A 20,550-nucleotide genomic window follows, 5' to 3' on the forward strand; every position below is an offset into this window, starting at 1 on the left:
GCTAGACCTGTATTTTTAGGTAAATGTAGTTGTTTAGATATTAGATATTTGTAATGCATCGGGGAGTCTAGTAGATGAAGATACTGGTATTGAGTTGGGAATTTCCACCAAGGATTATTGGGGGAATTGCGCGGCATGTAGCGGAATTGTACCCGGAGTTGGTAAAGCTAGGACATGAAATCCACCTGATTACAGCGGAGTTTGGTCAAGCGTCGATGTATGAGGTAGTTGAGGGAGTAAAAGTACATCGAGTACCAGTAGCACATAGTAACGACTTTTTCCACTGGGTAGTCAATCTCAACCTGAGTATGGGAGATCATGGTGGGAAGTTGATTTTGGAGGAAGGGCCCTTTGATTTAATTCATGGCCATGATTGGTTAGTCGGAGACGCTGCGATCGCTCTGAAGCATAATTTTAAAATACCACTAATTGCCACAATTCACGCTACAGAATACGGACGCTACAACGGTATTCACACAGACATCCAAGGCTATATAAATGGCAAAGAAACCTTGCTGGCTTACAATGCTTGGCGAATTATTGTTTGTAGCGACTACATGCGCCAAGAAGTAGAACGAGCGCTACATAGTCCTTGGGATAAAATCGATGTCATTTATAACGGTATCCGTGCCGAAAAGAAACAGCATCATATAGATTTTCATGCTCTAGATTTTCGCCGCCAATTTGCCGCAGACGAAGAGAAAATTGTTTATTACCTCGGTCGCATGACCTACGAAAAAGGTGTACCTATATTGCTCAATGCCGCACCTAAGATACTTTCAGAAATGGGAGGTAATGTTAAATTTGTGATCGTTGGTGGCGGCAATACTGACCATCTCAAACGCCAAGCCTGGGATTTGGGAATTTGGCATCATTGCTATTTTACGGGTTTTCTCTCCGATGAATACTTAGATAAATTTCAAACCGTCGCTGACTGCGCGGTTTTTCCAAGTCTTTACGAACCCTTTGGAATTGTGGCTTTAGAAAGCTTTGCTTCTCGTGTTCCTGTAGTAGTTTCTGATACTGGTGGTTTTCCTGAAGTCGTGCAACATACCAAAACAGGCATTGTAACTTGGGTGAACAATCCCGATTCTTTAGCTTGGGGAATTTTGGAAGTGTTGAAAAATCCAGGTTATCGCCAATGGCTGGTAGATAACGCTTATGAAGATTTAGAACGGCGCTTTAGCTGGCCAAAGTTAGCCAAGCAAACCGATCGAGTTTATCAGCAAGTTGTGCAAGAGCGATCGCAAATTATGTGGTAATCAATCAAATACAGCAGTTTTCTTTTGCATGAAGTACAAAAGCTACTGGTTTTGAGGCACCAGACAGGAGATTGAAACTGTTTATATCTCAATACAGTTCAGAATGAGCAACAAAACACTTGTCTTGACGGCGATTTATCGGGTCTCGAAAACCCAAAATTGTTGCCAGTAGCCCTTAACCCAAGCGTATTGGTTTATCTCTGAATCTGGAGTCCAGCATTTTGTACCTCATTTACTTGCAAACTGCTGTAAGTGAATAAATGTAAACTTTGTTAAAGTCTGCATAAATTCCTAATCATCTTTTGATAATTCTACAAGAGGCACTGCTGTAATTTCTTCAGCAGTACAAATTTCACCTGGTTTTGACGTTGCTCAATTGCAGTATGAATCCACATATAGAAATTTTGTCCACGCAAGTAAATTCTCCGAATCAAACCAGATTCTTATAGTTCACTTCTATACAACTGTCTTGCGATCGCTTTGAGTTAGGGACTTCCAAGAAATAAATTATCCATCTTGTGAGATGGGTGTCTCCACCCATCCCGGATTTAGGGCGCTCATGTTGCCCACCACACAAGAAAATTTGGGATGTTTTTTTATTTGTCAGTCCCTCAGCAACTTCATCACTATTGAGTCATCTTCTGGAGATAAATTTAATTATGACGCTTTCAACCGAAGTAAGTGTTACTTTAGGTACACCTGCGATCAAAGCCTCTACCCGTACTGGAATGGGAGCTATTCCCTACGAAGGAGGAACAGCCTTTCGGGTTTGGGCGCCATTTGCTTCAGCAGTTTATGTGGCTGGAGATTTTAATAATAGGTCTACAACCGCAAATCCCCTCGCCTCTGAAAATAATGGATACTGGTCTGTAGATGTTCCTGAAGCTAAAGAAGGCCAAAAGTACCGCTATTTGATTCAAGGATCTTTCATCCCAACTGATTCTCTATGGTGGCGCACTGATCCCTACTGCAAACATGTCCTCGACAATGATGGCGCTGATGGTGTGATTGTCACAGATAAGTTTGACTGGGGAAACAATACCTTCAATATGCCACCTTGGAATGAATTAGTAATTTATGAGATGCACGTAGCTTCTTTTAATAGAACTAAAAACAAGCCGGGAAATTTCAGTTCAATAATCGATAAACTAGTCATCTTAAAAGACTTAGGCATCAATGCGATTGAACTGATGCCGATTTTTGCTTTCCCAGGAGAATATTCTCTAGGCTATAATCCGGCTTTTCCCTTTGATATAGAAAGTAATTATGGCGATCCTCATGACTTTAAAAACTTTGTCAAAAAAGCCCATGAATTTGGCATAGCCATCATTCTCGATGTAGTTTATAACCATTTTGGTGATAAAGAACTAGATTATTGTCTACGGCGGTTTGATGGTTGGAGTCAAAATGATGGGGATGGGATCTATTTCTACAATGACAGACGTGTACAAACAGGTTTTGGCCCTCGCCCAGATTATGGCCGACGTGAAGTGCGGCAATATATCCGTGACAACGTTCTCATGTGGCTAGAAGAATATCAAATAGACGGTTTACGGTTTGATTCTACAGTCAACATTCGTAATATTTACGGCAAGAACAACGAGCCGGAAAATGATATTCCTGAAGGCTGGAGTTTGATGCAATCGATCAATAATGAAATAGATAGCAAGATGCCGTGGAAAATTACCATTGCGGAAGACTTGCAAAACAACGAATGGATCAACCGTAGTACAGGAGCCGGGGGAGCAGGATTTGATTCTCAATGGGGTAGCTTTTTTTATTATTCTATTTTTAATGCAGTGGTAGCCCCCACAGATAGCGCCCGTAATATGTACAGCGTGCGGGACGCAATTTTGCAGAGGTTTGAAACCGATGCTTGGAAACGAGTTATCTACAGCGAAAATCATGATGAAGTAGCTGAAATTAACCACAAAGTCAGACTCCCAGAAGCAATTTGGCGTGGTAATGCAGATAGTTGGTTTGCCCGCAAACGGTCTACGTTAGCAGCCGCTCTCGTTTTTACATCTCCTGGAATTCCAATGATTTTTCAAGGTCAGGAATTTCTGGAGTGGGGAAGTTGGAGTGATTCTGGTACTTTAGATTGGAGCAAGAAAGATAAATTTAGTGGTATTTGGAATCTTTATCAGTCGCTAATTCGTTTACGCCGCAACTGGAATAACAATACTAGAGGTTTACTTGGACAGCATGTAAATGTACATCATGTCAATAATAATGACAAAGTTATCGCCTTCCATCGTTGGGATCGGGGTGGAGTAGGGGATGATGTTGTGGTTGTTGTGAATATGGGCGATCGCTCCTACGATCGCTATAGTCTGGGTTTTCCTAACGGCGGAACTTGGAGAGTGAGATTTAATAGTGACTGGAATGGTTACAGCCCAGATTTTGGCAACCATCCTGGTTATGACACCTTTGCAGATCGCAGCAATCCCAATGATTCCGATGGAATGCCCTTCCGTGCCAATGTTGGGATTGGGGCTTATAGCGTCTTGATTTTCTCTCAATCATCGAACTGACGCAAAATTATGAAAAACGTAGATGCGTTAGCTTTGCCGTTCGCGTAGATATCCGAAGGAGAAAGCTATCTTAAAAGGCGCATATATACAAAAAAATCAGAGTTTCAGAGAGTTTTTGTGTAAGTGAGTAGTAAACTCATAAAAGCGATCTTTATAGATGAAAGAGGGGTGTAAAAGTACTGCACTACAAAACTTTTGTGACGCCAAAACCCATTGATAAATATCTACCACGAAAAAATAATGGCTATTGAAATTCTACAAACAGACGACCAGTACGTACTAAACCACTGCACTAAATTTCTCGCCAGAGATAATAAAGATCCCCGTCATAACTTTGGCCAATTGAGTAACGATGATCCTCGCTCTCGCATTGCCGAAAATTGGCGATTTCCGATTATCGATAGTTACAGCGATGGCAAAGATTTTGTTAAAAGTTATTCTTCCAACGTAGTAACTTTTGTCTATCAACAACCAGGAGCAACACCGCCAACAGATGTTGCTGTGATTGGGACTTTTGCTAACCTTTATGAGCCAATTCCACTTAAGCCTGTTAACTTTGTTGGCGAACCCACAGGATATTATGCTTTATCGATTGTGGTACCGAAAGCACAATTTCACACCTATAAATTTATCGTCAATGGGCAGGCGATTATAGACCCAATCAATCCCCAACGCACTCAGCTTGATAACGGTCAATTATGGTCACGGTTTTTTACCCAATTATGCACTGAACCATTAAACTTTGAAGATTGGGAATTTGATATCGTAACTCGATTAGTAGATCATATTTTGCCTTTCCGAACCAAGGAAGGGGAAAACTTTTTGAACCGTTATTACAATTTTTTGGGTAAACAAGATAAACAAGTGCAGTATGCCTATGCTTATCGTCTAGATGAATCTGTAGGAGCAGCAAACTTTATTGACAACATTTTAGCTAGAGAAGAAAATCATCATTTAATTGATTACAAAATTTGCTTAGGTCAAATTAACCAAATATTGAGAAAGCGCAATCCCTACGTTGAACCAAAAAATGTCTCTAAAGAGTTATACATCGACCTGTATAACGAAATGGCTACTAACCAAGTCAATGGTTGGAATTATCAGCAATACCAAGAACCTCGTTTCTTCCTCCAATTACTACGTCGGCACACATTTTCAGGAGCATTTTCTCATCCGAAATATGGTGGCAACGTAGGAGGAACAGGTTGGGCTTATCTCTCAGAAAGATATAGAGATCAGAACGGCAAAACCCTATTTGATTGGCGCAGGGCGATAGAAGCACCCCTTGGACTTAACAGCGATTATCGGGGCTAATTGATTTCCTCAGGAGAACATATATGCAAACTGAATTTGATGTAGTGATCATTGGTAGTGGCGCTGGAGGTTCACCCATTGCCTACACTTTAGCCAAGGCTGGGAAATCAGTGCTGATCCTGGAAAAAGGCCCGCTATTTAGACCCCAGTATCAGAATCCTCAGGGGTTAAGTGACTTTAAGCGTGACGAATTATTTGCTGATGGCCCAGAAAAGCGCATCCGTATTCCGGGAGTTGCTAACTTCAATGAAGCCTTTTATTCTAGCCACGTTGAACCAGATATTAATGACGAACCGCATATCTATCGCGATCCCAATGGACAAGATAGAGCCACAATCGAAGGTTATACAGCCCAAGTAGTAGGCGGCGGTACTCAACTTTATGGTGGTGTTTCCCTGCGGTTTACGCCTACCGATTTACGCCTACAAAGCTTTAATGCTGGACGTAATGACTTAAAAAATGACCCGAATGGGGATGTCCAGAGAGAAGCGCGTGATTGGCCTGTTAGTTACGACGAATTAGAACCGTACTATGTGAAAGCTGAATACCTTGTAGGTCTTAACGGCACCGTTGACAACCAACTCAAGCCTTTTAGTAAAGATAGCTATCAACCGCCCCTAGAACCTAACCCAATTAGCAATTATGCGAAAGCGGGTATGGACAAGCTAGGTGAACAATTGGGTGCTGGTAAGCCGATTAAGCCCTACCGCACACCCCTAGCGGTGATTACCCGTGACCATGAACCCAGTGGGCGCAAAGTTCCCAAAGACCCCGAAACCCTCAAAACCAGTTATGTGAACCGCTTTGGCTGTCCGTTGGGTGTGAAATCGAGTACTTGGGTATCTTTACTCAGCCCGATCGCTAGTTTACCAAACTTTGAAATTCGCACCAACTGCGTAGTTACCCATTTAGAAAGTGAGGGGTCGAAAGTCAGCCGAGTTGTGTACCGCGATCCCAGTGGCAAAACCCGGTTTGTTCAAGGAAAGTTGGTAATCGTAGCCTGCTCTGCTATTGAATCGATTCGCTTGCTGAAGTTGTCAGCACAGCTGAGTTCCGAATTCAATAAACGCATCAACCAAAATGATTTACTGGGTAAATACTTCCTTACCCACTGTTTTGGAGGTGCTAGCGCCCTCATGCCCACCCGTAGCGATAAAACCCTAGCTCTCGATGCTGATTGGGCAACCGATGCTTGCGCCACTGACGACTTTCTCAAAAGCAGAGGACTTTGGGCAGGTGGAGCAGTCTACAACAATACTTCCGATCAAGCCTTGCCTATTTCCCTCGGACGTACCCACGGTAGTCGAGATTTAGACACGCTTTGGAAAGGCTTTATTGAAGATACCAGTTTAGCGGCTCAAGGGTTGACTGACTTTTTGGACAACAACATAGGTAGGGGTTTATCTGTCAGCTTTATGGCCAATCAAGTACCCCTAAAGACCAATCGGATTGAACTCCATCCCACAATTCAAGATAAATGGGGTCGTCCTGTAGCTCACATCATCAAACAATGGCACAGTCACGACAGATATCTCATGGACACCTTGGCTGAAATGTGTGGCCAGATTTTGAAATTGGGTGGTAATACAATTCCCGGCGAATTCAAATTTGAATTTCAAGGTCAGGGTGGCGTGTACCTGGCAGAAAACGCCTTGGCACGGATTGCTAACCATATTCTTGGGGGAGCAAGGTTTGGTAATGACCGCAATGATTCAGTGCTAGACCGCAATTGCAAAGCTTGGGACTTTGATAACCTCTACGTCACCGATGGCTCATTTATGCCCACTTCAGGAGGAGCCAACCCCACCTTGACAATTCAGGCCAATTCTTTTCGGGTAGCTGACGAATTACTTAAGAGGCTTTAACTTTATGGACCCAGCATTTAACGATATTCAAACTAATCCGTGGAATGAAATTTTCAAAGTCGTCTTCTTTCCCGATCGCATTTACCATGCTGAATACCTCAACGCTACCCGCAGTCCCCGCTACCGTTACAATGTGCGCGAGGTTCGTAGCTACCTGGGTATCAATGCTCTGAAGGGAGAAGTATATCTCGATGGCAAGTTTATCAGTAATTTTCTGCGACTGGAATATAGATCCAGTCGTTTAGTAGAGCAAGTACGCGAGAAAAAGCGGTTGCTCAGTAATGGTGTAATTGCTTGGGTGAGGCTGTTACCGGAAGATCAAAGCAAAAAAGCAGAGTCTAGAGTCAAGCTGCACTATTGTCCGTGGATTGATGCTTACGAGGTGGAGATTTGGGAAACCCTAGAAGCTCCCGCCACCAGCTACCACGATTTTCAGATTTTGGATCAGATGGGGCGTAACGGGCCAATTACGCGAGTCAAGGCATTTAACGCAGCTTTACAAGATATCAAAGCACTGACGCAGATAGAATTGGCATTTCGGGAAAACGATCGCGATTTACCCACTGGCTACCAAATTAGTGATGCTGATGCCTGTTGGGATAATGACTATTCGCGATCGCACCAAGAACCCCGCACCCAAGAACCTAGTTCACCACAAAATACGATCTCGGATCAAAATTACCTGATCAACTTCCAACGCGGTTGGTTTTTACAAGCACCAGACATTCAGCCTGTGCGCTATCGCAATGCCATGATGGATGCCGACAATCCAGATCGAGGAGACGACAACATTATTGATATGCGCTGGATTGTGCAACGAGAACTAGGTGGTTCCAACATCTTCTTCCACGAAGTAACAATTCCTCCGGGGAAAGTGGAAGGCACTCACCAACATATTGGCACGGAAGAATTGTATTACATCACCGAGGGAGAAGGTATTGCCTACATGCGCGTCGGTGATGATCCAGCAACCGACAAATACCCCACTGTAGAACGTCAAGTGATGGGACTGGGGAAACGCGAATTTAAAGAACTGCCGGTGAAATCAGGTAGCATCATTTTTACCAAAAGCGGGGGGATGCATGGCATTCGTAACCCTGGTACACAACCTCTAAAATTCGTTGCTTTCTTGTATCACACAATCTAAACCGAATTTTAGATTTGGGATTTGTTATTTTTAAATTTTGAATTTCCAATCCAAAATTTAAAATCTAAAATCTAAAATTCTTTACGTCCCTACTTTCAAGTATGGGGTCAATCTTAAATCCAAAATCCAAAATTCTTTGACCCATTTTTGCCATGTTTATCCTTCATTCTGACAGTGTTTTTAAAGTTGATCCCAATACCCCGCCTGAGTATAGTCGGGGTAATCCGCTACTGAAGTTGTTAAACTTTCTCGAACGCTCTCAACTAGCGGCGGAACGTGATTTTTATTTAACTGGGGAGTTTCAGTATTTATTTCCCTATGAATCCCTAGTTTTATATGGGCCTCAGGGAAATGATGCAAATATTCTCGATCCAACTCAGCAGGACAATAAAACAGATTTCCAAAAGCAAAATGTCAAGGATTTCGTTAGTACTGACACCTTTTTAATTCGGGGTTTGGTGACAGTGGGAGACTGGACAGGGCCATTTTTGCGAGTTTCTTACCGTGGCGGCCCTGATACTAAATTATCTGTTGCAACCAACCATAAACTAGGAGAAAAAATTAAACTCTGGATTAAAGTGGCAGGTGTAGCAACTCCGACTTTGCTTGTAGTGCCGTATAATCCCCTGAGCGATCGCTATGAAATTGAGTTTTGGGGTTATCCAGGCAACGATCTGCGAAGTCAGCTAGACGACAAGGGACGCAATGCCTTTGATCGCGGCGAACTCCAGGTACGGACTGATTTAGTACATGGCAGCATCGCGGACTTCAACCGAGAAGTATTAAGCGATCGCTATATACTGGACGTTGCCCCCACAAATACAATGCATCCTGTATTACCCCTCCACGTGGAACTTGCTTGGGCAGATTTTAGCGAAAAAATTTGGGACTCCCAAAATGGAGCAAACTACCACTACGAATTCAACATGATCCTCCGGGGATGGGATCACTTTTTGGGAACAGGTATCAGTCCTAACCCTCACGGTGGTGTTGGCTTTTTGGAATATCGCAATTTGATGTCTAATTATGGGCGCTACTCCAGTAAACCAGAATTGGGTCGCCAGTTAGAATCATGGAACTTCAACGCCTTTGGTACTAAAAATCATGGCAACGGTTTTGAACGATTCTTTGCCGTAGATTACATAGATTTACACGTCCTCAATCCTAGCTGTGGCATTGGTTTACATCGCCATCGTGATAATCAGGAAGTTTTTCTGATGATGGATGGCCAAGGCTTTATGGTAGTAGGTGATTGGTGCAAAATGCCAGAGCGAGAACGCTGCTTTGAAATCCGTACACTACAATCTGGACACTTTGCCATGCTCAAAGGTGGTAATCTCCACGCTTTAATGAATGCTACTGATGAACAAGTTTCTCTGTTTATGTTTGGGGGTTATGATTAATGCAATTTTGGTAGCATGACTAGTACAGCACGGCGTAAATAAACATACCATTTCAAATGGCGCAAGAGCTTGGAATACAATTCTTTTGACTTCTGCCTTGCGGTACCAGTCTATTTTAGATTTCATCTGGCTGGAATTAAACGCTACAAGCAATGTGGAGATTTTGGCACAGTAGCGCAGAGAATTAATGATTACTCTGCGCTATTTTGCGTTAAAAAACAGTACAAGACCTGTACGCTGGAAATTTTACCCTCACTAGTGCGACAGTTAAGCTAAGGCGCGTCTAGATTGCACATTTTTCGTCAAGACTGTCATTTGTTATTGATTATTTACAAAAGGTGACTGATAAATGACTAATAACAAAGGACGAATTTCACGAATAAATAAGCTATCAAAATGCGTCACAGCCTAGCAATAATTGCAGTTTGCTCTAGAAGCTTAGTATGACAAAGGCATTCCCAAGCATAGCAAGGCGCTTGAAAAATATAGGAATCAAGTTGTTGAAGATGGGAACCTTCCTAATAACCCGTTTTATCGAAAACTGGAAACGCTACTTCCTGGGTGACACTGTTGATGTCCGTCCCTCTCCCTCCAATGATATCCGTCCTTCCTTAGGGGGGCCAGTTCTGAGTTTGGGTGGGGGTGGCCCCGATGTCGATGATGCTATCCAGTGGATGATTAACCAAGTTCGGGGAAGTAGTAACTCCAACAACAAAGTTAATGTTGTAGTTATCCGCACGAGTGGTAATCACGATTACAATCGGCTAATTTATGCCATGAAGGGCGTAAACTTTGTAGAAACTCTTGTGGTTAGCAGTAGACAAGAAGCAAACAAATCCGAGATTTTTGAAAAAGTCCGAAATGCTGATGTAGTTTTCTTTGCTGGTGGCGACCAATGTCAGTATATCCGCAACTGGAAAGATACCAAGCTTGAAACCGCCGTTAAGTCAGTTTACCTGAAGGGAGGTGGTATTGGTGGCACTAGTGCGGGTGCAATGATCCAAAGTGATTGTGTGTATGATGCTTGCGCTTCTTCCGAAAAAGGCATCGAAACTAGAGACGCACTCGAAGATCCTTACCGGGACATTACTTTTACTTACAACTTTTTCAATTGGAGTAATTTGAAGGGAACTATTGTAGACACACACTTTGACAGGCGAGAAAGGATGGGTCGAATTATGACTTTTATTGCCCGTCAAATTAAGGATGGTGTATCTAGCAGTGTTTTAGGCATAGCGGTTAGTGAAAGTACATCGGTTCTTGTGGATAAAAACGGTTTGGTGAAAGTTATGGGTAGGGGTGCGGCGTATTTTGTACTTGGCAATCATCAGCCGGAAGTATGCGAACCCCGAAAGCCTTTGACCTTTTCCAATTACAAAATTTGGAAAGTTCGCAGTGGTGACACCTTCAACTTAAGAAACAGACCAACCTCTGGGTACTATCTCAGGAGTGTTAAAAAGGGACGGATTGATTCAAATCCTTATTAAAATTTGAATGTTGACCTTCTGAGGGTCGAAGTTGACCTTTTGAGGCTCGACGTTGACCTTCTGAGGCTCAATTTCTCCTACTTTCTACCAAGGAAGCACGCCATTTTCGTCAAAAAACCCTCCGCTAGAACCATCATCAGGCAGAGTAGCAAGTCTTACTGCTGCGATCGCTCCTTGCTCAACAGTGCGATAACCTTGATATTGGTTAATGTCTGTTGCGGTAAAACCAGGGTCAGCAGCATTAACTTTAATTGCAGTATCTTTAAGTTCAGCAGCCAACAAAACTGTGATTGCATTCACTGCTGTTTTTGATGAGTTGTAAGCAAGAAGCTTAAAATTAGCAAATTCATAATTGGGATCAGAGTTTTTTGTTAGAGAACCTAAACCACTTGATAAATTTACTATTCGCCCTGCTTTTGATTTTTTTAACAACGGTAAGAACGTTTTTGTAACTGCAAACACTCCAAATACATTTGTTTCATAAGTGTGTCGCAGCGTTTCAACCTCAACTTGACTAGGGGGAAGGCGATCGCTCTCACTTAGTATGTGTATCAATACAACATTCAAGATTTAGTGATGCTACACAAGCAATACTTGCCTCTTGTGTTTGCACTAGTAGTAATTCATACTTCAGATAGCTGTTGAGCAAATATTTGCAGCTTAAACTAGCAATTGACTCAAAAATTCTTGAAGAAGGTAGATATGCAAACCAAACAGCTTGGTAATTCAGAGCTTCACATTACCCCAATTGGCTTTGGTGCCTGGGCAATTGGTGGAGGTGGATGGGCTTTTGGTTGGGGAACACAGGACGATCGGGAATCCATTGAAGCGATCAATCGCGCTCTCGATCTCGGCATTAATTGGATTGATACCGCAGCTGTTTATGGTCTAGGACATTCGGAAGAGGTTGTTGCTAAAGCGCTCAAAGGTCGATCTAGTCGCCCCTACATTTTCACGAAATGCTCAATGATTTGGGATGAAAAGGGCGAAATTGGTCGCAGCTTAAAGGCGGATTCGGTGCGGCGGGAGGTTGAAGATAGTCTGCACCGACTTGATATTGAAACCATTGATCTTTACCAGATCCACTGGCCCAACCCTGACTCAGACATTGAAGAAGGCTGGACAACTCTGGCAAAACTCAAGGATGAGGGGAAGGTTCGCTATATCGGGGTTTCAAACTTCAATGTAGAACAGTTGAAACGTATTCAGAAAATTGCCCCAATTACGTCATTGCAACCGCCTTATTCTCTGGTGAAGCGCGATGTCGAAAAGGAAATTCTGCCTTTTGCTAAGGAAAATAATATCGGCGTGATTGTGTATTCACCGATGCAGTCTGGCTTGCTCACAGGAGCGATTACACCTGAGCGAGTTGCTAATTTGCCAGATGATGATTGGCGTAAGAATAGTAGTGAATTTCAGGAGCCACGCCTATTTCGTAACCTGAAGCTGGTGGAGGTGTTGCAACATATTGGTGAACAACACGATCGCTCGCCGGGTGAAGTAGCGATCGCTTGGACTTTAAACAATCCGGCGGTGACAGCTGCGATCGTTGGCGGACGTAATGCCAAGCAGGTGGAAGGAATCATTGGTGCTGGGGAATTTCGCCTCAATCAACAGGAATTAGACAAGATTGCTGATTTCTTGCGCGAGAATCCCTAAAATTATGAATAACTCCACCGCTCAAGCTGTGGGGTTATTTATAATTTTATTCCGCAACCCCAAACAGTTTTTTCACTTTGTCGCTACGCCAATAATATGAGGACTAACAATCGGCAATTTTGCATCAAATCTCTCATAATTGATGCTGCTAAAACCAGCATTTTCTAAAGCTATCCAAGTTTCTCTATCTGGATGACAACCATCACCGATTACTTTCCAAATCGGACTAATTCTGTTTTGCAGTTGTCGCAATAAACTTCCTTGAGGTGCAGCAACGTGTTCAATAAATAAGAAGCGTCCACCTGGTTTCAGTACTCTTAAAATTGCCTGTAATGTATAGTCTATATTCGGCACTGAACACAAAACTAATGTACTAACAACAGTATCTATGCTGTTATCTTCTGCATCTAACCATTCTGCATTACCAATGCGGAGGTCGATGTTTAAATTAAGTTTTTCTGCCTGTTTTTTGAGATAAGAATGGGTATGTGGGTTTGGCTCAATTCCTATCCAGTGGATATCTTTAGGGTAGTAGGGTAAATTAGGGCCTGTTCCTGGGCCAATTTCTAATACTTTACCTTGGAGATTCGCAAAAAGAGAACGTTTGCGAACACTGACAATTTTATCATACTTACCGCTAGTTTTAGCCATCATCCAGGCAAAAAAGCGCTTACCAAAATTGCCATAAATCTGATTTGGTGAATCTCCCATAAGTTGGTTTACAGTCATCATCTACTTCCTAAATTTTGAGTCTATGAATTGCTGTGCCAAGCAACCATTTATAGACTCAAGGTACTATATTTTGTATTTTTTATGCCTCACCCATTAGATTCACCTAATAGGGTGATTCGGATTAACTTTAGATACTTTAAAAGATATTTATGCTCCATCTAAAGATAATAAAGAGCGTTCCACAATTGGGAACACTCCATTTTTGTAAATTCTGTGATAGATAGTGTAGATTTAAATTGAAAATTGCTTGTTGCTAAAATCAAGCATGGAGATTTGCTTGTTCTTGCAACCAAGGATCTACAGGTTGTCCATCTTTACGTCGTAATTCAATTTCGACTACCATCACTTCTTTAGAACCAGGAGGCGCGGGTTTTTTATGGAAGATAATGTCATAATCTTCTGGATTATGTTTGTGTTCTTTTAACCATTCCTGTACCTTGGTTGTGGCAAAAAATGATTGCCCTTGTTCAAACATTCGGGTAATCTGCAATTGCAGTGTATAAGGATTGATGCGACCCATTTTCTACCGCCTTTGTTAAGTTAATTTTCGGATGAGTAATCTGCTTACCCTAGATAATCTAACGCTAGTGCCAATTGGTTTTTTACCTCTTTGGCAGTAGGTACAACTTAAGTAATGTTATAATAGTAATCCCAAAAATGACTACACTCCACTACTGAAGTTGTATGTACAATAAAGTACGAAGAAACAAATTAGTTAAGGATTGTTCAGCATTTATCATTGCCTCTACAACATTTCACTACTTAATTCTGTTATAGATTGAAAAGAGGCACGCCGCTTCAAAAACTGACCAACAGACTGAGATGGTTGTTATGAAGAGCAAAAATCAAGCTGTTTTCACTTTAATTGTCAAAAGCACTATTGTTTTTTTCCCCTTACTGTTATCCGTTGGAATTGCCAGTGGACAATCTGCACCATCACCTAATCCAGTATTAACTACTACTCCGGTGTTATCGAATCAGGAACGGGAAGAACTAGCACGACTACGAACGGAAAAGCGAATTCAACAGCAAGTCCAATCCGATCTTAATAGTGCTTTTAGCCGTACAACTATCTTATTTGATGTTTGGCTAGTTATATTGAGTCTATTTCCCATTGCAGTCCTAGCCTCGTTATGGCTTCTGCGACGAACGGTAATTCGTGAAATTGTTGATAGGGCAATGCAACAACTACAGGGGATGGAAAAATTACAAAATCAGCTTACCACTGTTAAAGAAGAGGCTGAAAATGTTGTTCAAGAAGCTAAAAAAATAAATTATGAATTAGAACAGGAAACTATTGCTTTACAACAAAAAATTAAAAGTGAACAAGAGAATGTATCTATTTTTACATCTGAGCTAGATTTAGCTAAATCACAGGTATTAGGTAGATTAGAAGCTGAACTCCAAAAATCTCAAGAAAATATAGAAAATTTAGAGTCTAAATTTGCTTCTAGTCTATCTAATTTAGAATTGTATTATCAACAAAAAAGAGATATAGCACTGGAGAATCTCGGAAAATTAGCATCTGTCATAGCAGAAGAACTAGCTGATTTAAAGTTAGGTGTACAACAACAGCAAGAATTAGTTATTGCTGATTTAGAAGTATCAAAGTCTGAGTTAACATCTCAACTTTCTGAATGGCAGTCTGATGCTCAAAAGCAAAGAGATATAGCTTTTGAAAACTTAAATAAATTGCAGTCAGAATTTGCTGAAAAATTATCTGAATTACAGATAGATGCTCAAAACCAAAAATATATCACGCTGGAAAATTTAAGAATATTCGATAAAGAATTGAAATTTCAATTATCTGAATTACAAATAGGTGCTATTGAGCAAAAAAATAAAATTGTTGAAAATTTGGGAGCATTACAATCAGAGTTTGCGGTTCAGCTATCAGAGTTGCAAATAGATGTTCAAAAGAGCAAAGAGCTAATTATTGAAAATTTAGAGAAATCTGGTTCTGAATTTACTTCGCAGTTCTCAGAATTACAATGGAATGCTCAACAACAAAAGATTCTAATTTTGGAGAAGTTAGAAAGATTAGAAACTGAGTTTGTCTCTCAACTCTCTGAGTTACAGTTAGATGCTCAAGAAAGAAAGAATCTCATCCTTCAAGAATTAACTGAAGTTATACCTGAATCTGTTCCAGAGGTAGTGAATTTTGAAGTTGAAGAAGAAATACAGGAACAGCCACAACAACCAGAATTGACTGCTGATGAGTATGTAAAACAGGGAGATGCCTTGTTTTCTCAAAGGCGCTATGAAGATGCGATCGCAGCTTACAACCAAGCGCTTAAAATCCAAACTGATGAACCTGTGGCTTGGTTAAAACGAGGTCTAACTCTCGGAAGGTTAAAACGCTACAAAGATGCAATTTCGTCCTACGATCGCGCTATTCAGATTCAGCCAGATTATCATCAAGCTTGGTGCGATCGCGGCGTTGCTTTGGGAAACTTACAACAACATCAGAAAGCCTTTGCTTCATTTGAGAAAGCTACACAAATCAAACCTGATGATGCCGTTGCTTGGTTGAATTGCGGTCTTTCTCTAATAGCATTAGAACAATATGAAGAGGCAATAGTCTCTTTGGATAGAGCTTTAGAATTCCAGCCCAATTCTCCCAAAATCTGGGATAAACGCGGTTATACTTTAGTGAGATTGGGACGCGATGATGAAGCGATCGCTAGTTTTAACAAAGCCTTAGAAATTAAGTCAGATTATGCCAGTGCCCATTACAACAAAGCAGCCTGTTACGCACTGCAAAGACAAGTTGAACGCTCTTTGCTGACTCTACAACAAGCAATTGAACTCGATCCCAGGTATAAAGAAGACGCAGCAACCGACCTAGATTTTGATGAGATTGCCGATGATGAGCGCTTTAAGCTCTTAGTTACAGAATAAAAATCTAAAATGCATTGGGCATTAATTACTCCGCTCTTGCTTCCCCTGCTCCTCTTCCCCCTTCCCCAGACATCGCTTTAAGTTTAGACGTAAAAGAGTCAGAGCGATCGCTTGTTTCTGGAGTAAATTGCCCGATTGGGGCATGAATAGTGGCAGGTGGCAGCAGTTTTGGCTGTCGCTGATGATGGCTTAGTGATGGGGAAGGTGGGGGACTTTCTTGTGAAGTTTGCCTGTGGCTGACAGCAGATGCTAGCTGAAGGGTTGCCGAAGAGGCAAATTTCCCAGAAAGCGAAGACTTCAAAGCAGTTTTATTCTCTGTTTCTTCCTGCTTCCCTTCTTCTTCAACTAAAGATGCCTTTGGTTGGGAGCTGTTCAGTTGTAGAGTTGCAGTATTGCTGTATTGATAGCCGTTGCGAATCTTTGATGGTGGTAATTGAGGACTCGTCACTCTCTCTACAGTGGGATTTTTCTTCGCTGGCGCTAGGGCTGGTGTCGGTGATGACGTTAAGCTTTGGGGAAACTTGCTACAAACCATACGTTCAAATTCCATATTGAAATGATATGTAGCCTGATCCCGGCGCTGCCAAAATACTAAGATTTGCTGCACAGAAACCGCTTTATAACGACCTTGATATAGTGCCTCAATCACTGCCAGGTGTAGCCAATTAAGTGGGTATTGCGTTTGCCAACGCTCAACTAGCTCATTGGCACTATATCCACTGAGATCAAAACTATAGTTAATTAATAAGGCGATCGCCAAGTTGGCAGAAGTATCTGGAAGTGTTGTTAACATGGGGCTATTAGCTTTAGGCAATAGGTCTAAGATTTGTCACCCACTGCATATTAGCCTAACGTGCTTTTAACTACATGGTTTTTTTTCCACAAGTTACCAAGACGATAAGCAGTGTCCCCTATTTTACTTGCCAACTCCTAGAATGCAACCCTATATAGACTGATTTACAGAAATTTTCAATTATTTACATTACGAATGAGATGGGGATTGGGCATTTAGCGTACTTTAATTAGTTGAAAAGCCCTGTATCGGCGGTGTTCGCCCGATGGCGACTAATGCCTGATAAACCATTGCTGCAACTTCGGCGCGTGTTGCTAAACGTGAAGGTGCAAGCACTTTTGGATCTGGATAGTTGACAACTATTCCCCATCGTGTAGCAGTAGCAACGGCTTTTCGGGCATAGTCGGGAATAGTATGATGATCGCTATATACTTCCAAAATATCGCTATCAACAGCTGGTAGTCCCAGTCCATTCACTAGGGAGACAATCACCTGTAGCCGCTGCACATGTTGATCGGGGCGGAAGGTGCGATCGCTAAATCCACCAACAAAGCCACCGCTAGCCGCAATTTGGATAGCGCTATAAGCCCAAAAATCCTTAGGTACATCCGTAAAATCAGGTGCTAGGATTTTGGAAAATGGGTTAAAGGCGATCGCCACCATATCTGCATACTGGGCGCGAGTCATGGGTTTATCTAGCTGGTAGCGACTATCAGCAAAAGCATGAGTTAAATTCATGCTCACTAATGCCTGAATAAATGGTTCTGCCCAATGTCCATCTAGTTCTGGAAATGGGGATTGTGTCGGCATATCAGAATAACTAGTGCTAACTGCTACCTGATTATTTGGGACAAATTCGACCAAACCCTTTACTAGAGAAGAATTTAATTGATTACCTACGGAAATTAGTTTTTGTGTAGTAGCATTATATAAATCAAATTCATGATTATCACGAAAAATATTATTGGCGGGATCTTGGGTATTACCTAAATCGGGGACTGCATTACCATTGACTAATAGACCACCTTGGGTATTTTGAGCTATGAGATTTTGACGCAGCACAGGTTGGGCATTGCGAGAAAGTGCGATCGCTGTGCGATTTTCTGATAATTTATTATTGGCGATCGTCGGAGCCGCAAAATCACTAATTGCTATGCCTAAAGGGTTTCTTTGAAATACATTCCGCAGTACTTCTCCCTGGCTATGACCTGCCATCACTAATCCGCTAGCAGTATTTTGCACAAATATGTTATCTGAAATTGTAGGCTTGGCAGTACCAGTGGTAAACACACCTTCTCGCCCACAGTTACTTAAAGTATTGTTAGCTAAAGTAGGTACAGCCGATTCAATCCAGATACCAGTACCTCTGACTGAAGGATTGGTAACAGTTACACCTAAAACACAGGCATTATCTACCAAGAGCAGTGTAATATTTTGCATACCAAAGCTGAGACTTTGATACTCACCACTCCCGTAAATTACAATCTCTGCACCTTTTTTTGCTTCATTACCCACCACTGTCGTCCCTTCAGGGATGACCAGTGGGAACACCTCACCACTAGCAGCGCTGTAATTTCCCGATTCCAGATGAATTACCGTCGGGATTTTGGTTAATTTTAAGGCACGGGTGAGGCTTTTAAACGGACTCAACCGTGAACCAGTATTGGTATCATTCCCTGTCAGAGGGTTGACATAGAGTGTGACAACGAGGGTAGAGTTCACCATTGATAGTTGAGAGTCAATTGTTTTAATTATGACAATCAACAGTGACATTAAAGCGGCTCGTTGCTCTTTTGGAAGAGGAAAAGGAGCAGGGGGAGAACCCCATACATAAATAGACTTCTTGCATAAGTCGGGTAAAGGGTAAGGGTTAAAGGGAAAAGGGATAGAATTAACATTCCCCTTTAACCTTTCACCCTTTCCCGACAAGAGTGCAAAAGGCACTTTTGCAAGAGGTCTAATGTAGTGGCTTGAACTAAGGACGCATTATTTCTCTCTACGAGATGCTGCGCGTCTTGAAATAAATATTTAAAATTTTGGGCATAAATAAATTTAGGGGCTTGAAACCCAGATGGCAGGGGAAATGAGCGAATTTTTCTCCCCTGCTCCCTGCTCCCTGCCTCTTTGGTCAAACATTGTCATCAAGGATTGTTCCTTCTATATTAGCTCCATCTAAATTTGCTCCGCTCAAATTAGTCTGGTTCAAATCTGCTTGAGTAAGATTTGCCTGAGACAAGTCAGCTACAGTTAAATCTGCACCACTTAAATCGGCTCCATCTAGATTCGCCGCTATCAAGCTTGCTTCCTGCAAATCCGCCTCACTCAAGTTAGTGTCAATCAGTTTCGCAACTGTCAAATCAGCATGACTCAAATTAGCTCCTTCCATTGCAGCTCCATCCAAGATAGCTCCATCCAAAATAGCTCCGCTTAAGTTGCTACCACTGAGATCCGCATTGCTCAAATCTGCTCCATTTAAATCTGTCTCAATCAAACTGGCGTGACTTAAATTAGCGTGACTCAGATTAGCTCCATCTAAAATTGCTTTATCTAAAATTACACCACTGAGATCGGCTTCCCTTAAGTTGGCCTCGCTCAAGTTGACACCAGTAAAGTCTCTGACACCTGCGGCATAGTTTTTCAGGAGTTGATCTGTTTTCATATTTGTCGCTATGCTAAAGAACATTTAATTGAGGCTATCCAGACAGACAGTAAATCCCCAGCACGCGCCACTGAAGATTGGTGTGGTGAATCAAACCTGAGTGAATATTGAATTAACTTTATCTAGATTAGCCATCCTTAACTACTAGCGCCACTACCTAGAGTTGTGAGTTACTTTCACACTTAAGAGGGATGTTGAGAGATTTAAAATTTAAAATTCGGTAATGACAAATTGAACCTCACACGACTTGAAGTCGCGTGATTCCTGCTTCAACGATCTCTGCCTGAATTGCTCCAGGACTGACGAGTTCTCCACAGGCGCTTTTTATAACCTCCGGCGTACCGACGGCGGTTAGTAATCTCAATCCCTGACTCAGTATGTTGAGGGCAGCATTTTTATCTCTCAAATTGTGACTATTGCAACCAGGACAATTCCATTCGCGCAGATTTAAATCTTTAACTAATGGGTTTACAAAACCACAACAGTTAGAAGTCTGAGATGATGGATAAAATGTACCAACTTTTTGCACATTTAACAGAAAGTGACACCTAAGATAGAGCGCCTAACTCATAACTGGAAGTGACGAGTGTGCGGTTTGAAGAAATCAAATGAGAAGGAGTCAGGAGTCAGGAGTCAGAATCAAGACACTCTCTACGAGACGCTGCGCGTAGCTTGCTTCCCCGCAGGGGTACGCGGACTCGCTCTAAGCGTTCGCGGTAGCGTCTCGTAGAGAAGGCTTTACGCTGCGCTATCCGCCAGTCATACATAATTCATTCTGAATTCTGACTCCTGAC

At 42.0% G+C, this 20,550-nt stretch carries 17 protein-coding genes; 9 read left to right on the plus strand and 8 right to left on the minus strand.

The annotated features are described in order from the left end of the window. The first annotated feature begins 74 nt into the window (after positions 1–74). From FD723_RS30425 to FD723_RS30455, 7 genes are all read left to right on the plus strand, one after another. A complete protein-coding gene (locus tag FD723_RS30425) occupies positions 75–1,262 on the plus strand; it encodes a glycosyltransferase family 4 protein (RefSeq protein WP_179068673.1) in 1,188 nt (395 codons plus the stop codon). Positions 1,263–1,921: 659 nt separating this feature from the next. Further along, a complete protein-coding gene (locus FD723_RS30430) occupies positions 1,922–3,796 on the plus strand; it encodes an alpha-amylase family glycosyl hydrolase (protein WP_179068674.1) in 1,875 nt (624 codons plus the stop codon). A gap of 240 nt (positions 3,797–4,036) precedes the next feature. Continuing rightward, the gene (locus tag FD723_RS30435) at positions 4,037–5,110 is read left to right on the plus strand and encodes a gluconate 2-dehydrogenase subunit 3 family protein (RefSeq protein ID WP_179068675.1); all 1,074 of its coding nucleotides are present in this window, start codon (positions 4,037–4,039) and stop codon (positions 5,108–5,110) included. A gap of 23 nt (positions 5,111–5,133) precedes the next feature. Next, positions 5,134–6,975: a GMC family oxidoreductase gene (locus FD723_RS30440; RefSeq protein ID WP_179068676.1), complete on the plus strand. Its 1,842-nt coding sequence runs from the start codon at positions 5,134–5,136 to the stop codon at positions 6,973–6,975. Positions 6,976–6,979: 4 nt separating this feature from the next. Next, complete coding sequence (locus tag FD723_RS30445) at positions 6,980–8,122, plus strand: cupin domain-containing protein (protein WP_179068677.1); 1,143 nt, start codon at positions 6,980–6,982, stop codon at positions 8,120–8,122. A gap of 152 nt (positions 8,123–8,274) precedes the next feature. After that, positions 8,275–9,525: a cupin domain-containing protein gene (locus FD723_RS30450; RefSeq protein WP_179068678.1), complete on the plus strand. Its 1,251-nt coding sequence runs from the start codon at positions 8,275–8,277 to the stop codon at positions 9,523–9,525. A gap of 443 nt (positions 9,526–9,968) precedes the next feature. Beyond that, positions 9,969–11,012 (plus strand): cyanophycinase, encoded by a 1,044-nt coding sequence (locus FD723_RS30455; RefSeq protein WP_179068679.1) that lies wholly within the window; start codon positions 9,969–9,971, stop codon positions 11,010–11,012. An 84-nt stretch (positions 11,013–11,096) separates the two neighbouring features. Here FD723_RS30455 and FD723_RS30460 read toward each other — a convergent pair whose 3' ends face one another. Then, a complete protein-coding gene (locus tag FD723_RS30460) occupies positions 11,097–11,579 on the minus strand; it encodes an SDR family NAD(P)-dependent oxidoreductase (protein WP_218651767.1) in 483 nt (160 codons plus the stop codon). 135 nt (positions 11,580–11,714) lie between these two features. Here FD723_RS30460 and FD723_RS30465 point away from each other — a divergent pair, with 135 nt between their 5' ends. Further along, positions 11,715–12,671, plus strand: a complete 957-nt coding sequence (locus FD723_RS30465) for an aldo/keto reductase (protein ID WP_179068680.1) — start codon at positions 11,715–11,717, stop codon at positions 12,669–12,671. A 72-nt stretch (positions 12,672–12,743) separates the two neighbouring features. Here the strand turns inward: FD723_RS30465 and FD723_RS30470 are convergent, their stop codons facing one another. Together FD723_RS30470 and FD723_RS30475 are read right to left on the minus strand one after the other, a co-directional pair. Further along, on the minus strand, positions 12,744–13,403 hold the full coding sequence (locus FD723_RS30470) for a class I SAM-dependent methyltransferase (RefSeq protein WP_179068681.1): 660 nt from the start codon (positions 13,401–13,403) through the stop codon (positions 12,744–12,746). 259 nt (positions 13,404–13,662) lie between these two features. Further along, a complete protein-coding gene (locus FD723_RS30475; protein ID WP_179068682.1) occupies positions 13,663–13,923 on the minus strand; it encodes a hypothetical protein in 261 nt (86 codons plus the stop codon). A gap of 311 nt (positions 13,924–14,234) precedes the next feature. Here FD723_RS30475 and FD723_RS30480 point away from each other — a divergent pair, with 311 nt between their 5' ends. Next, on the plus strand, positions 14,235–16,304 hold the full coding sequence (locus tag FD723_RS30480; RefSeq protein WP_179068683.1) for a tetratricopeptide repeat protein: 2,070 nt from the start codon (positions 14,235–14,237) through the stop codon (positions 16,302–16,304). Between the two features lie 25 nt (positions 16,305–16,329). On the opposite strand, the gene FD723_RS30485 is transcribed toward FD723_RS30480, so the two are convergent. From FD723_RS30485 to FD723_RS30505, 5 genes are all read right to left on the minus strand, one after another. After that, positions 16,330–17,097 carry a hypothetical protein gene (locus FD723_RS30485; protein WP_179068684.1) on the minus strand — a complete coding sequence of 256 codons (768 nt, stop codon included), beginning with the start codon at positions 17,095–17,097 and terminating at the stop codon, positions 16,330–16,332. Positions 17,098–17,322: 225 nt separating this feature from the next. Then, positions 17,323–18,822, minus strand: a complete 1,500-nt coding sequence (locus tag FD723_RS30490; protein ID WP_179069332.1) for a DUF1565 domain-containing protein — start codon at positions 18,820–18,822, stop codon at positions 17,323–17,325. 403 nt (positions 18,823–19,225) lie between these two features. Continuing rightward, positions 19,226–19,756 carry a pentapeptide repeat-containing protein gene (locus tag FD723_RS30495; RefSeq protein WP_179068685.1) on the minus strand — a complete coding sequence of 177 codons (531 nt, stop codon included), beginning with the start codon at positions 19,754–19,756 and terminating at the stop codon, positions 19,226–19,228. 238 nt (positions 19,757–19,994) lie between these two features. Further along, on the minus strand, positions 19,995–20,285 hold the full coding sequence (locus FD723_RS30500) for a zinc ribbon domain-containing protein (protein WP_256874973.1): 291 nt from the start codon (positions 20,283–20,285) through the stop codon (positions 19,995–19,997). Between the two features lie 97 nt (positions 20,286–20,382). After that, positions 20,383–20,523, minus strand: a complete 141-nt coding sequence (locus FD723_RS30505) for a hypothetical protein (RefSeq protein WP_179068686.1) — start codon at positions 20,521–20,523, stop codon at positions 20,383–20,385. Positions 20,524–20,550 lie beyond the last annotated feature (27 nt).

It is taken from the genome of Nostoc sp. C052 (genome assembly GCF_013393905.1).
Classification (GTDB): domain Bacteria; phylum Cyanobacteriota; class Cyanobacteriia; order Cyanobacteriales; family Nostocaceae; genus Nostoc.